General features: G+C 70.8%; 11 protein-coding genes. 5 read left to right on the forward strand and 6 right to left on the reverse strand.

All coding sequences use genetic code 11. From position 1 onward, the window contains the following. Positions 1-9 precede the first annotated feature (9 nt). The 4 genes from P8T65_RS09180 (at position 10) to P8T65_RS09195 (ending at position 4,334) form a co-directional block, all read left to right on the forward strand. Positions 10-1,296, forward strand: a complete 1,287-nt coding sequence (locus tag P8T65_RS09180) for a cytochrome P450 (protein WP_316724916.1) — start codon at positions 10-12, stop codon at positions 1,294-1,296. Between the two features lie 107 nt (positions 1,297-1,403). Beyond that, a complete protein-coding gene (locus P8T65_RS09185; RefSeq protein WP_316724918.1) occupies positions 1,404-2,342 on the forward strand; it encodes a TIGR03619 family F420-dependent LLM class oxidoreductase in 939 nt (312 codons plus the stop codon). Positions 2,343-2,547: 205 nt separating this feature from the next. After that, positions 2,548-3,387, forward strand: a complete 840-nt coding sequence (locus P8T65_RS09190) for a TIM barrel protein (protein WP_316724919.1) — start codon at positions 2,548-2,550, stop codon at positions 3,385-3,387. 56 nt (positions 3,388-3,443) lie between these two features. After that, entirely contained in the window at positions 3,444-4,334 is an 891-nt protein-coding gene (locus tag P8T65_RS09195) for a 2-hydroxy-3-oxopropionate reductase (protein WP_316724920.1), read from the forward strand. A gap of 957 nt (positions 4,335-5,291) precedes the next feature. On the opposite strand, the gene P8T65_RS09200 is transcribed toward P8T65_RS09195, so the two are convergent. The 6 genes from P8T65_RS09200 to P8T65_RS09225 form a co-directional block, all read right to left on the reverse strand. Then, positions 5,292-7,208 carry a chorismate-binding protein gene (locus tag P8T65_RS09200; RefSeq protein WP_316724922.1) on the reverse strand — a complete coding sequence of 639 codons (1,917 nt, stop codon included), beginning with the start codon at positions 7,206-7,208 and terminating at the stop codon, positions 5,292-5,294. Continuing rightward, positions 7,205-7,861: an isochorismatase family protein gene (locus P8T65_RS09205; RefSeq protein ID WP_316724924.1), complete on the reverse strand. Its 657-nt coding sequence runs from the start codon at positions 7,859-7,861 to the stop codon at positions 7,205-7,207. Before P8T65_RS09205 ends, P8T65_RS09200 begins: the two co-directional genes overlap by 4 nt. 77 nt (positions 7,862-7,938) lie before the next feature. Continuing rightward, entirely contained in the window at positions 7,939-8,709 is a 771-nt protein-coding gene (locus P8T65_RS09210) for a 2,3-dihydro-2,3-dihydroxybenzoate dehydrogenase (protein WP_316724926.1), read from the reverse strand. A gap of 51 nt (positions 8,710-8,760) precedes the next feature. Beyond that, complete coding sequence (locus tag P8T65_RS09215; RefSeq protein WP_316724928.1) at positions 8,761-10,020, reverse strand: 3-deoxy-7-phosphoheptulonate synthase; 1,260 nt, start codon at positions 10,018-10,020, stop codon at positions 8,761-8,763. A gap of 34 nt (positions 10,021-10,054) precedes the next feature. Next, positions 10,055-11,665, reverse strand: a complete 1,611-nt coding sequence (locus tag P8T65_RS09220; protein WP_316724929.1) for an FAD-dependent monooxygenase — start codon at positions 11,663-11,665, stop codon at positions 10,055-10,057. A gap of 95 nt (positions 11,666-11,760) precedes the next feature. Then, a complete protein-coding gene (locus tag P8T65_RS09225) occupies positions 11,761-13,242 on the reverse strand; it encodes an MFS transporter (protein ID WP_184901021.1) in 1,482 nt (493 codons plus the stop codon). 275 nt (positions 13,243-13,517) lie between these two features. Here P8T65_RS09225 and P8T65_RS09230 point away from each other — a divergent pair, with 275 nt between their 5' ends. Beyond that, positions 13,518-14,000, forward strand: a complete 483-nt coding sequence (locus P8T65_RS09230; RefSeq protein ID WP_184901019.1) for an SRPBCC family protein — start codon at positions 13,518-13,520, stop codon at positions 13,998-14,000. The last annotated feature ends 35 nt before the right edge of the window (positions 14,001-14,035 follow it).

Genomic DNA, 14,035 nt, shown 5'->3' on the forward strand with positions numbered 1-14,035 from the left:
AGCCATCCGATGACGACCGAGACCCCGACCGCCGCCGTGCACGAGCCGATGCCGCTGGCGGACGTCAACCTCGCCGACCTGGACAACTTCACCGACGGGATCACCCCGTGGCGTATGTTCCACACCCTGCGCCACCAGGACCCGGTGCACTGGCAGCCCGAGGGGGCCCCCAACTCCGGCTTCTGGGCGGTGACACGACACGCCGACATCGCCCGCGTCGACCGCGACGCAGAGACCTTCACCTCGATGAAGTTCGTCAACCTCGAAGAGGTCGACGAGGACCAGATCAAGACGCGTGCCTCCATCCTGGAACTGGACGGCGTCCGCCACCGCGCGTTGCGCAGCCTGCTCCAGCGCCAGTTCGGCGCGAACGTCATCAACAGCTACACCGACTTCCTGCGCGGCCTGACCGCCACCACGCTGGACGCGGCGCTCGCCAAGGGGAGCTTCGACTTCGTCAAGGAGGTCTCCGCCGACTTCCCCATCAACGTCCTCGCCCGCCTCCTCGACGTGCCGCCGGAGGACAACCAGCAGCTCATCGACTGGGGCAACCGCATCATCGGCAACACCGACCCCGACTACGCCGACGTCCTGCTCGACAGCGCGGAGAGCGAGCAGTACCGGCACCTCCCGTTCCGCTCGCCCGCCTCGCTGGAGGTCTTCGAGTACGGCCGTGAGCTGGCCCGGCAGCGGCGCGGCGGCGACGGCACCGACCTGGTGTCGAAGCTGGTGAACACCACCCCGAGGGACGGTGTGCCGCTCTCTCCGCAGGACTTCGACAACTACTTCCTGCTCCTCGTCGTGGCCGGCAACGAGACCACCCGCCACACCATCACCCACTCCATGCTCGCCCTGCTCCAGCACCCCGAGCAGCTGGCCCGGCTTCAGGAGGACCCTTCCCTCATCCCGACGGCGGTGGAGGAGTTCCTGCGCTGGGCGTCGCCCGTCTACCACTTCCGCCGCACGGCGACCCGTGACGTGGAACTGGGCGGCAAGCACGTCAAGGAGGGCGACAAGGTCGTCATGTGGTACGCCTCCGGCAACCGCGACGAGGAGGTCTTCGGCAACCCGTACGACTTCGACGTCACCCGCGCCGACAACGACCATGTGACCTTCGGCAAGGGCAGCCCGCACCTGTGCCTGGGCAACCTGCTCGCCCGCACCGAGATCCGCATCATGTTCGAGGAGCTCATCCCGAGGATCGCGGACATCCGTCTGACGGGCGAAGTCCCGCGCGTTCGCTCCAACTTCGTCAACGGCATCAAGAAACTGCCGGTTGAGGTCACCCTCGCCTGACCGCCTGACCCAGCCGTCCAGATGGGGCGGCCGCCGGGACGCCCGAACCCGACCGAGCGGCCGCCCCTCACGTCTGCCCTCACACACTCGTCCCGAGGATCGCCACGATGACCACTCCCCGCATGCAGCTCGTCCTGAGCGAGAACTGGACCATGACCGCAGGCCGCGCGGATCTGCCGACCGTGATCCGCTGGGCCCGCGAGGCCGAGGACGCCGGATTCGACTCCGTCATGATCAGCGAACACATCGTGCTCGGCCCCGACGCCGGAGCAGCCGGCGTGATGGGCAACCCCCGCGACTACGCCCTGCCCGGCAACCAGGACCCCCACACCCCATGGCCCAACTCGCTCATGCTGCTCAGCGCGATCGCCGCTGTCACCGAGCGCCTGCGTCTGGCCGCGTCGGCGGTCATCGCTCCCCTGCGGCATCCCCTGCTCCTGGCCCGTGAGCTCGGCACCCTCGACCTTCTCTCCGAGGGCCGTCTGATCGTGCTGCCCAACGTCAGCTGGAGCCGGGACGAGTACGCGGCACTCGGTGTCCCGTTCTCCCGGCGTGGCAGGCTCCTCGACGAACACCTGGAGATCTGGGCGAAGTTGTGGGGCCCCTCCCCCGTGTCCCACGAGAGCGACCACTACGCCTTCCAGGATGTCTACTTCGAGCCCAAGGCACACCGTCCGGACGGCCCCCGGCTGTGCTTCGGCGGCGCGGGCATGCACGACGCGATGGTCCGCAGGATCGTCCGGTACGGCCACGCCTTCAACCCGCTGGGCAAGGTGACGCCCGAGCACATGCGGAAGCTGCGGACCGCGATGGCCGCCGCGGGCCGCGACATCGCCGACCTGGAGATGATCGGCGGCACCCGCGCCGTGTTCCCCGACGACAGCTCCTGCGCCGACCTGGCGCAGGCCCTCGAGGCCATCCCCGAGCAGACGGCCCAAGGTTTCACCACCTTCTGCGTCAAGCCCTCGCAGTTCACCGACGACCCGAACGGGGTGGGCGCGTTCTGCCGAGAGGTGATGCGCCGCGTGGAGTTGCTGACCGCCTGACGGCACCGGACCGCGGCCGCAAAGCAGGACCCCGCTCTCCATCGCACGCGCACAACCTGACGCGCGGTGCCGTTTCGCACCGAGCCCTCTTGACAAGCTCCGGCCACCGACGGCAATCTTCCATTAAGCAGAAACTAAGTTCCATCATACGGAATATGATCCGGTTGAACTCAGAGAGTGCACGGAAGGGAGCGTCCGAGGCCCCATGGGATTCGCGGAGCAGCGCTACACCGTCAACCTGTCGATCCTCTTCACGGAACTCCCACTCCTGGAGCGCCCCGCGGCCGCCGCCGCGGCCGGCTTCACCGCGGTCGAGCTGTGGTGGCCCTGGGTCGACTCCCCCACTCCCCCTCGGTCCGAACTCGACGCCCTGCGGGGCTCGTTCGAGGACGCGGGTGTACGGCTGACCGGGCTGAACTTCTACTCGGGGGTGCTGCCGGGGCCGGACCGCGGCGCACTGTCGATCCCGGGCGAGGAAGCGGAGCGCTTCCGCGCCAACGTCGACGTGGTCGCGGAGTTCGCCGGGTCCGTCGGCTGCGGGGCGCTCAACGCGCTGTACGGCAACCGCGTCGCCGGTGTGGACCCGGCCGAGCAGGACGCCCTGGCCCTGCACAACCTGGTCCTGGCCGCGCGGGCCGCCGACCGGATCGGCGCGATCCTGCTGATCGAGGCCCTGAACAAGGTGGAGTCACCGCTCTACCCCCTGGTGTCGGCCCCGGCCGCCGTCGGCGTCGTCGACAAGGTCAACGAGGCCTCGGGCCTCGGCAACGCGCGCTTCCTGATGGACCTCTACCACCTGTCCATGAACGGCGAGGACCTCCCCCGGGTGATCGCCGAGCACACCGGGCGGACCGGGCATGTGCAGATCGCCGACAACCCCGGCCGCGGCGTCCCCGGCACCGGGGCCGTCCCCTTGGAAGACCTCCTCGACCAGCTGGGCAAGGCCGGCTACGAGGGCCTGGTCGGCCTGGAGTACAAGCCGGGCGACCGGCCGAGCTCCGAGGCCTTCGAGTGGCTCCCCCGGGAGGCCCGCGCGGCTCGCTGAGGCCGTTGAGGCCCACCCCACCGCCGTAGCAGAGCAGTCAGAGAGGCACCCTCACCATGAGCAATCTCCCCAAGGTCGCGTGGATAGGGCTCGGCATCATGGGCTCCCCCATGTCCGAGAACCTGATCAAGGCGGGTTACGACGTCACCGGCCACACCCTGGAACAGGACAAGCTGGACCGGCTGACCGCCGCCGGCGGGACCGCGGCGGACTCCGTCGCCGAGGCCGTGCGCGACGCCGACGTCGTCATCACGATGGTGCCCGCCTCCCCGCAGGTCGAGGCCGTCGCGTACGGCCCCGACGGCATCCTGGCCAACGCCCGCCCCGGCACCCTGCTGATCGACATGTCGTCCATCACCCCGCAGACCTCGATCGACCTGGCGAAGGCCGCGCAGGAGAAGGGCATCCGGGTGCTCGACGCCCCGGTCTCCGGTGGTGAGGCGGGCGCCGTCGAGGCCGTGCTGTCCATCATGGTCGGCGGCGACCGGTCCGACTTCGACGAGGCCGTGCCGCTGTTCGAGGCGCTCGGCCGGACGATCGTGCTGTGCGGTCCGCACGGTGCGGGGCAGACCGTGAAGGCCGCGAACCAGCTGATCGTCGCCGTCAACATCCAGGCGTGCGCCGAGGCCGTGGTCTTCCTGGAGAAGTCGGGCGTCGACCTGACGGCGGCCCTCGATGTCCTGGGTGGCGGGCTCGCCGGATCGACCGTGCTGGCCCGCAAGAAGGACGACTTCCTGAACCGGGACTTCAAACCGGGCTTCCGCATCGACCTGCACCACAAGGACATGGGCATCGTCACCGACGCGGCCCGCACCGTGGGCGCCGCCCTGCCGGTCGGCGCCGTGGTCGCCCAACTGGTCGCCTCGCTGCGCGCCCAGGGCGACGGCGGCCTCGACCACTCGGCCCTGCTGCGGGGCGTGGAACGCCTCTCCGGCGCCCAGGTCTGAGGCGTCACCCCACGCACTTCCGGTCCGCGGCGGCGCCGACATCTGTCCTGTCGCGCCCAGGCGACGCCGCGGGCCGGAACCGCCGTCCCGGGTACGCCGACTTCCTGAGCGACGTCGGCGAGCCCGCCTCGACGGCCGTACGACCCCTGACGGGGGTGAAGCTCGGGCCGTCGCCGGCGGGGGTGTCGTGCGCCCCGCCCCGGCGATCGACTTCCTCCATCCCCTGCCATTCCCGATCGGCATCCGGTCCCTGGTGGACACCCATCAGCCACCGGACGCACCGCCCGCGACCGTTTCCGACCGACCCGGATGAGAGGTGAGCGTCGGCCGCTCGCGGGCAGGGCACGGACCGCGGCGGCGCTGCGCGCCAGTGCGGTGGTGAAGGCCCCGGCCCGCGTCTCGACGTGAGGGACGCGAGACCGGAGCCGCCGCGGCCGCCGCGGTCCGACCCGTCGATCCGACCCGTCGAATTCGCTCCGCCCGTGCACCGCCCGGCCGGTGCCGGGTCTTTCGCGATCAGGGTGCGACACCCCGATCACCGGCGGACGTCAGGGCCCGCTGCCTACGCAAGGCTGCGTAGAGCGTCTACGGAACCCTCAAATCAACCTCTGAAAGCACGCCTGGGGGCTTCAACTGCCCCTGGGGCAGGGCACATTCTCGACACACGAGGCCCGTCGGCACGGGGGCGGCGGGCCTCGACGGGGGAAAAGCCCCACGGGGGAAACGGGGGTACGGGGGAAGAGCCCCACGGGGGAACCAACGGGGGAAACGGGGGCCCGGAGCCCGGGGATCGGGGGTGAACCGGGGGAACGGGGATGCCTTGAGCGACAGCGCGACGAAGCGGCCCGTCCGTACGGGGTCGCGCTGTCGGAGGGGCGGGCCGAGCGCCCGCGGACGTCGGGGGTCGTCCGCGGGCGCTCGGCCTTTTCATGCCGAACGGTCGTGTGACGTCCCGGATCAGCCTGCTCGGCCGCGGGCGCGGCCGAGCAGGACGCGGGTCGCCGCCTCGCGCAGGATCCGTGGGCCGTCCTGGGTGAGCAGGGATTCGGCGTGGAACTGCAAGGAGGAGAAGTGCGGTCCGCGCAGGGCGTGAATCTCCCCGGTGTCCGGCGAGCGACTGATCTCGACCACGCCCACTCCGGGACAGTCGGCCTTCTCCTCGTCGCTCCAGGCGGCGAAGGCGTTGTAGAAGCCGACGCGTTCGCGGCTCCCGAAGAGGTCGATCTCCTTCTGTACTCCCTGGTTGGGCACCTCGCGTCGCCGCAGCGGGAAGCCGAGACGGGCCGAGAGGACCTGGTGGCTGAGGCAGACGGACAGGAACGGCCGTCGGCCGTCCAGCAGGCGTCCGGTCGCGGCGGCCAGGTGGGCGATCTTGGGATGGTCCATGTCGCGTGGATCGCCCGGCCCGGGTCCCATGACGACGAGGTCGTGGGCGTCGAGGTCGTACGGCTCGTCGTAGCGGCGAACGGTCACGGCCAGCCCCAGCGCCCGCAGTTGCTGGTCGAGCATGAAGGTGAAGGTGTCCTCGGCGTCGACGATCAGCGCACTGCGGCCGGCGAGTGCGGAGTCCGGGCGCTCGCGCTCGGTGGCATCGGCGAGCCAGAACCCCGCGATCATGTCGTTGCGGCGGGCCAGCGCCGCGTTGATGTGAGGATGTGCGCCGAAACCCGACGGGCGGTGGCTCTCCAGGGCGGTGAGCAGCCCGGCGGCCTTGGCACGGGTCTCCTCCACCTCGGACCCCGGGTCCGAGTGCCGTACCAGCGTGGCACCCACACCGATGCGCAACCGGCCGTCGCCGCCGATGTCGGCGGTGCGGATGAGGATCGAGGAGTCGAGGGTGCGCCCGCCGTCGTCGTCGTGTCCGATCAGGGCGACCGCTCCGCTGTAGTAGCCGCGCCCCCGCGGTTCATGACGGCCGATCACCCGGCAGGCGCTCTCCAGCGGACTGCCGGTGACGGTGGGCGCGAACATGGTCTCGCGCAGGATCTCGCGCACATCGCGCGAGGTACGCCCCTCGACGAAGTACTCGGTGTGCGCAACCCGGGCCATTTCCTTCAGATACGGCCCGGTGACACGGCAACCGTCCGGGCAGATCCGGGCCATCATCTTCAGTTCCTCGTCGACGACCATGTACAGCTCGTCGGTCTCCTTGGGATCGGCGAGGAACGCCATCACGTCCGGCAGCGTGGGACCGCTCGCCGGATAGCGGTAGGTGCCGCTGATCGGGTTCATCACCGCGACGCCGTCGTGCAGGCTGATGTGCCGTTCCGGGCTGGCACCGACCAGGGTGCGCTCGCCGGTGTGCACCAGGTACGTCCAGTAGGCGCCCTGCTCGTACTCCAGCAGCCGGCGGAAGAAGCACAGGGCGTGCGCGAGCGTGTAGTCGGTGATGTCCGCGACGAGCGAGCGGTGGATGACGAAGTTGGCGCCCTCGCCCTCGCCGATCTCGTCCCTGATCACCGTGCGCACGATCTCGGCGTACGTCTCGTCGTCCACGTCGAAGTGCTTGCCGGTGACCTCGATCGGCACCTCCGCGATACGGCGCACCGCCTCGGCGACCGTCATCACGTCCTGGTCGGTGACCGTCATGGCCAGCAGCGGTTCGCCGTCGTCGGTGCAGGCGAAGCCGCGCTCGGCGATCTGACGGTAGGGAAGCAGCGCCAGCACCTCGTGTGCCGCCCGTCCCGGGCCCGCGGGCCGGGCCCGGACGGGGAGTTCGGCCAGTGAGCCCACCGCCGAGACGTCGCCGATCACCACCTCCAGCAGCCCCGGTCCCACCGTTTCGGGCCGGTGCAGCAACGCGAAGGGCGAGGGCTGCGGAACCAGGACACGGTCCAGCACATCCTGCGGTGCGGTTGCTCCAGGCGATGTCACGGTGCGGTCACCACCGTGTCGAGCGAGCTGACGAGCGCCTCGGTGGTGAGGACCACCGCGCAGCGCTCGGCCGCGTACTCCAGCGCCATCCGGTGGTGTCTCGCGGAGAAGTCGGCGACCGCGTCGGCCACCAGGAACGTCTCGATGTCGTGGCTGAACGCCTCGACGGCCGTCATCAGCACCCCGACGTGCGCGTACACCCCGCACAGGATGAGCTGGTCACGGCCCTGCTCCCGCATCCAGTCGAGCAGACCGGAGCGGAAGAAGGCGCTGTATCGCCACTTGGTGAACATCCGGTCCGTGGCGGCCGGCGTCAGCTCGTCGATGATCTGCCGGTCCTCCGGGGCAGGGCGCATCCCGGGGCCCCAGAAGTCCTTCAGCAGTCCTCGTTCCCGCTCGTCCATGCCTCCGGGCTGCGCCGTGTACGCCACCGGGACGCCGACGGCGGCACAGCGCTCGCGCAGTCGTGCGGCACGGCCGACCAACTCGTCGCGGAGCGCCCCGTCCGCGGGAAGGGGCTTGAGGAAGTAGCGCTGCATGTCGTGGACGAGGAGGACCGCGCGGCCGGCGTCCGGCACCCAGGACGCCGTGTTGCCGGGCAGGTCGCTCGCGATGGGCAGGGGGTAGGAATGGACAGGGGGTATGCCGGACATGAACGTCTCCCGTGTGATCAGGATGTCCCGGCCGCCCGGACTTGCCTGCGCGGCCGGACAAGGCTGTGCGTGCGATGTCAGGCGCCGAGCGCCGCGCCTCCGTCGACGGTGAGGGCGTGCAGCGTGACGTGGGACGCCTGGTCGGACAGGAGGAAGACGACCGCGTCCGCCACGGCGGACGGCTGGGCGATCCGGCCCAGCGGGATGCCCACCCGGAACGCCTCGGGGCGGCCCTCGACGGTGTGCCGGGGCCCGGACTCGTCCTGCCACATGGAGGTGAGCATCGGGGTCTCGGTGGAACCCGGGGCGACCACGTTGCAGCGGATGCCGTGCCGGGCGACCTCCAGGCCCAGGCACTTGGTGAACATCGTCGCGGCGGCCTTGGACGCGCAGTAGGCGGCCATGTCCGTGCGGGGCGTGCCCGCCGCGTTGGAGGCGACGGTGACGATCGCCCCTCGGGCGCGTTCGACCATCCGGTTGACCACCGCCCGGGACATGTGGAACACGCCCGTGGTGTTCACGGCGAAGGTGCTGAGCCAGTCCTCGTCGGTCAGCTTCCGGGCCTCACCGAGCCGCAGCACTCCCGCCGCGTTCACCAGGTAGTCCACCGCCCCCACCCGGTGTTCCACCGCCTCCACCAGCGCGTCGGCCGCCGTGCCGGAGGTCACGTCCGTGGAGAACGCCTCCACCGTGAGTCCTTCCGCGGTCAGTCGCCCCACCGTCTCCTCGAGCCCGTCGGTGTCCCTGTCGACCGCCGCGATCCTGACGCCCCGCTCGCCCAGACTCCGGACGACCGCTTCGCCGATTCCTCCCGCGGCGCCGGTCACGATTGCTGTCCTGCCTTCCATCCCTACGAACCTCCCCGTTGACTTCGTCGTTCGCGGAATTCGACCCTGCGCTCATCCCCGCCACTCGGCGGCCACCGCGATGGCCTGCCGGGGGTTCAGCCTCGGATCGCACAGACTCGTGTACTTGACCCCGACCTGGTCGAGCCGCGTGTGGTCGGCCACGCATTCGGTGACCTCGTCGGGGGTGGTCTCCAGATGCATGCCGCCGGGGACGCCGCCGGCCGTGCGAACCGCCGACTGGAACTCCCGGACCTCGTGCAGGATCGACTCCATGAACCGGGTCTTCAGACCGTCCGGCCCGCTGACGGTGTTGCCGTGCATGGGATCGGTCAGCCAGACGACCGGGTGGCCCGCCCTGCGGACCGCCTCGACCAGCGGCGGCAGCTTCGCGGTCACCGCCTCGGCGCCCATGCGCGCGATGAGCGTCAGACGGCCCGGCTCGCGTGCCGGATCGAGGCGCTCGCAGAGGGCCACCAGCTCGTCGTGGGTCATCGTCGGCCCCACCTTGCACGCGACGGGGTTCGCCACGTCGGCCAGCAGCGCGACATGGGCGCCGTCCAGCTGGCGGGTCCGCTCGCCTATCCAGGGCCAGTGCGTGGAAGCGAGCAGCAGTCGCCCGTCGTCCGTGCGCCGCAGCAGGGGGACCTCGTAGTCCAGTACGAGGGCCTCGTGGCTCGTCCACACCTTCGGCTCGACGGGCGGCTCCGGTGTCGGCCGGGGGCCGGACGGGCGAGGCGGTTCGTCACCGGTCCAGCCGAGGAACGTCATCGCGTCGCTCGCGGCCTGGTAGCACATCAGCATCCGGGCCGGGTCGTGGCGCCTGGCGTGCGGGGTGGGCTGCGGATCGTTCACCATGTGGCCGCGGTAGACCGGGAGTTCCATATCGCTCACCAGTTCGGTCGCGAGGGAGCGCGGTTTGGCGAACTGACCCGCGATCCGGCCGACGCGCAGCACCGGCTTGGACGAGGCGGTCTTCATCACGCCCGCCAGCGCGTCGAGCACGCCCGCCTTGCGTGCGACGGATCCTGCCGTGCACTCCATCGGCACCTCGGCGCAGTCTCCGGCCTGGATCACCTGGAGTTCGCCGGCCGCGACGCGCGCGAGCAAGCGGCGGAACATGTCGGTGTCCTCGACCCTGACCAGCGCGGGCGCGGCGGCGAGCCGGCGTCTCACCCGCACGAGCAGCTCCCGATCCGCCCAGGCCGGTTGCTGCCGTGCCGGCGGCGGATCCGCGTCCCTGTGGACGCCCTCGGCCGCGCGGTCGTCCGTCCAGGCGGCCAGAGTGGCGGACCTGTCGGCGATCCCTGACATTCACTTCCCCCGTTGATTGAGTTACCTGTGTCGTTCAGCTGCCGGTGACCTGGTTCAGCAGCTCCCCCCACTCCCGGGACGCGGGTGCCTCGTCGCCGCGCCAGGCCACGTGGTGGTCGGGCCGGACGAGCACCAGGTCGCGCTCCCACACGGCACGTACGGCGGCGCTGTCGACGGTCAGCAGGTCGACCGGGAAGCCGCCGCGCCGTGCCTGCTCCACCAGGTCCTTGCCCCGGTTCTCACCGGAGAGGTCCACCAGGGTGAACCCGCTGCTCAGCCGGTCGAACAGGGGTGTGCCGTCCGTCAGTCGCACGTTCGGTGCGCGGCCACCGGGCCAGGTGCTCGGGACGATCGCCTGCCACTGCCAGTCGGGCTCCGGGGCGTCCTCGTGCCGCACGACCGGGGAGCCGGTGTAGCGGTAGCCGAAGTGGATGCCCATGTTGTCGATCTGGAAGCTCTCCTTGTCGAGGTACGCCGCCAGCTGTGGGCGTGCCGCCCCGGCGGCCGCCAGCTGCGGGAACCTCATCCACACGGCGAGCAGGTTGGCGCACATCTCCCGGTTGAACAGGGCGACGGGCCGACGCTCGGCCTCGTAGGAGTCGAGCAGGCCCGGACCGGCCCAGCCGCTCAGCGTGGCGGCGAGCTTCCATCCGAGGTCGCAGGCGTCGCCGAGTCCGGTGTTCGCACCGTGCCCGCCGGTCGGATAGAACTGGTGCGCCGAGTCCCCCGCGAGGAAGACCCTGCCGCTGCGGTAGGAGTCGGCGACGGCCAGCCGTCCGTACCAGTGCGCCACGTTGAGCACCTCGTCGACCGCGAAGTCGAATCCCAGGCGTTCCTTGACGACGGCGAGCGGCTCCTCGGGCTCGGGTGTGTCCTCGGGGAGGACGAACGTACCGGTCCAGGTACGTCCGCCGTCCCGGTTGACCAGGGTCGCCCCGCCGGCCGTGATCGTGAGGAAGGACGGTCCGTGGCGGAACAGGGCCGGGTCCTCGCTGCGGAAGTACACATCGCAGTGGCGGGTGCTCGGGCCGTTCTGCTGCGTCGCGATACCGGCGCGGCGCCGCACCGTGCTGCCGCCCCCGTCGCACCCGACGAGATAGTCGGCTCGCACGGTCCGCTCGGTGCCGCGGACCTCGTCGGACAGGCGTGCCGACACCCCGTCCCCGTCGTCGGCCAGATCCAGCAGGGCCCAGCCCTCGCACAGGTCGATCAGCGGATGCTCGCGCACCTGCCGGCGCAGGACGTCCTCCAGCAGCGAGCCCTGGAGCCGCTGGTACGGCTCGAGCGGCGCGGAGCCGTCGGTGACCTCGGCGAACCTCTCGCGCAGCCCCGCCACCGACGGGTAGGTCCACACCGAGACGGGCGACTGCCCGGGGTCGGTGATCCAGAGGAAGTCGAACGGCTCGTCGGCGGCGACACCGCGCCGGCGAATCTCGTCGGTCACGCCGAGGCGGCGCAGCAACTCCATGCTGCGGCCGTTGATGAAGTCCATCTTGGGGTGCGCCGAGACGGTCGTGGAACGCTCGACGACGGTACTGCGCACGCCGTGGTGGGCCAGCTCCAGCGCGAGGGTCGCACCGACCGGTCCGGCGCCGACGATCAGGACGGGTGTGCTGTCGGGGAGGGCGGAAGCGTGGTCGGGCACGGATGCTCCTGTGAGATCGGCGCGGGAGAAGGCAACGGGGTGTCGGGGTCGGGGCACCGCACCGTCGGTCGCGGTCCGGGCCCCGATCCCGGTCGCTACGAGGGCTGGGCCCCGGTGTGAGGCCGGGCGTCGAAGCGGATGAACCGGGTGAGCAGGGCCGCGACGACGGCCACGGCCACCGAGCACCACAGGGCGAACTGGTAGCCGGACACGAGAGCCTCCAGCGGTTCCTGGGTGTCCGTCACCGCATGGGTGCGGGCGTCGGCGATCGCGACGAGTCCGGCGAGGCCGATCGCCCCGCCCGCCTGGTACGTCGTGGTCGCGAGGCCCGAGCCCGCACCGGCGATCGGGCCGGTGAGCCCCATCGTGCACACCACGAAGGACGAGACGATGGAGACGCCCAGGCCGAAGGACCACAGCACGGCGGGCAGCAGGAAGCCCGTGACATAGCCTGCGTCGACGTCGATCACCGCCGCCCAGGCGGCGAGAGCCAGGGCCTGGACGAGGACGCCTCCCATCAGGACGTTCTGCGGACCGAACCGCAGCACCCGCGGGGCCACCTGCGTGCCGGCCAGCATGGCCAGCGGGATGGGCACGTAGGACAGGCCCGCCTTCGCCGGACCGTAGCCGCGCACCTGCTGCAGATAGATCGTGATGATGAAGAACGTGGAGATCAGCAGGGTGCCCACCAGAGCGAAGGCCACATTGCCGATGACCAGGGGACGCATGCGCAGCAGCACGGACGGCAGGACCGGATCGTCGGCGGTGCGCTGACGGACGACGAAAGCGACCAGCAGCACCGCGGCGCCGGCGAACCCGGCCAGGGTCGCGGCCGAGCCCCAGCCCTCGGCACCACCGCGGGCGATGGCGAAGATGAGGGCCAGGAGACCGCCGGTGGCGGTGACCGCGCCGACCACGTCGAGCCGGGCGTCCGTCTGGGGACCGGTGGCCGGGAGCAGCCGCAGGCTGGCCAGGAGGATGCCGATGCCGATCGGGACGTTGATGATGAAGATCCACTCCCAGCCGGCCGTGGTGAGCAGTCCGCCGAGCACCAGGCCGACCGGCGCGGCGACACCGCCCATGCCCATGAAGAGGCCGAGCGCCTTGTTGCGGTCCGGCCCCTCCGGGAAGATGTCCGTGATCAACGCGAGGGCCGCCGGGGTGACCAGCGCCGCCCCCAGTCCCTGCAGCAGCCGCGCCACGACCAACTGCCAGTCGTCGGCGGCGAGTCCGCAGCCCAGCGAAGCGAGCGTGAAGAGGGCCACGCCCGCGGTGAAGAGCCGCCGCCGGCCGATGACATCGGCGGCGCGGCCCGCCAGCAGCAGGAAGCCGGCGAAGCCGAGCAGATAGGCGTCGACGACCCAGGCCAGGCCGGTGGCCGAGAAGCCGAGGTCGTCCCTGATGGCGGGCAGCGCGATGTTCACCACCGAGGCGTCCATCACCGACATGAACTCGATCAGTGCCAGCACCGAGAACATCGCCCAGGGACCGCGGCCGCCGGCCTTGTCGGCCGTCCCCGACGCCGGGGAGCCGGCGTCGACGGCCCCGCTCCGGCTCGGCGTGATGTCGTTGGTCATGAAGGTGTCCCATTCGTCGTGTCATCGGGGTCGGTGCCTGCTGCGGCTCGCTGCGACGTGAGCAGTGGCGCGGTCACACTGGTCAATCGTCGGCAGACGCCGTGCCCCGGGCATCACGTCATCACGCCATCCTTCGTGACGCGCGGGGCACTTGGGCGGTCGAGAGGCGGCCGCGGCAGATCGCGTGAAACTGTGATGTCCGGACGCGAGCGCTGGCGCCATGCTGCGGCGAAGGGCAAGAACGTTTGCCGCCGGAACGCGCGAAAGGCCGACCCGTGATCATCTTCAAGTACACGCTGCCCGTCAACGACCCGAGCCTTCCCGAACACCCGGAGATCGACCGCGACCAGCTCTGGGAGAGCCTGGTGCACAAGGCGGCCAACCCGGTCTCGTACGTGCCGTCGATCAGCTTCGCGGAGGTGCTGGAGGAGTTCGAGGGCGGCTTCGTGCGGCGTATCGCGCTCCGTGGCGACCATTCGGTACTGCTGCGGGAGCGGGTGACTCTGGAGCGGGGGCGGCGCATCGTCTTCACCCAGCTGGACAACCCGCTGCTGACCGAGATCACCAACGAGATCGGCGTCGACGCGGAGGGCCTGCTCACCTTCACGTTCACCGCCACGCTGTCCGCGGCGGGCCTGGAGCGGAGCCGGCAGGAGGCAGGTTTCATCGCGGAGAACGACCTGTTGTTCTACGACACGGCGGCCGCCACGGTGAACACCGTACGGCTCACGGCGGCCCGTACGGTGACCGCGGCCTGAACCGCGGACATGCGGGAATGCCGCGGTCCCGGACC

Source organism: Streptomyces sp. 11x1 (assembly GCF_032598905.1).
Classification (GTDB): domain Bacteria; phylum Actinomycetota; class Actinomycetes; order Streptomycetales; family Streptomycetaceae; genus Streptomyces.

Coding starts and splice junctions, on each gene's coding strand:
- P8T65_RS09215 (WP_316724928.1), bottom strand. CDS start 10,020: ATGTCAGGGATCGCCGACAGGTCCGCCACTCTGGCCGCCTGGACGGAC.
- P8T65_RS09210 (WP_316724926.1), bottom strand. CDS start 8,709: ATGGAAGGCAGGACAGCAATCGTGACCGGCGCCGCGGGAGGAATCGGC.
- P8T65_RS09195 (WP_316724920.1), top strand. CDS start 3,444: ATGAGCAATCTCCCCAAGGTCGCGTGGATAGGGCTCGGCATCATGGGC.
- P8T65_RS09185 (WP_316724918.1), top strand. CDS start 1,404: ATGACCACTCCCCGCATGCAGCTCGTCCTGAGCGAGAACTGGACCATG.
- P8T65_RS09225 (WP_184901021.1), bottom strand. CDS start 13,242: ATGACCAACGACATCACGCCGAGCCGGAGCGGGGCCGTCGACGCCGGC.
- P8T65_RS09180 (WP_316724916.1), top strand. CDS start 10: ATGACGACCGAGACCCCGACCGCCGCCGTGCACGAGCCGATGCCGCTG.
- P8T65_RS09205 (WP_316724924.1), bottom strand. CDS start 7,861: ATGTCCGGCATACCCCCTGTCCATTCCTACCCCCTGCCCATCGCGAGC.
- P8T65_RS09190 (WP_316724919.1), top strand. CDS start 2,548: ATGGGATTCGCGGAGCAGCGCTACACCGTCAACCTGTCGATCCTCTTC.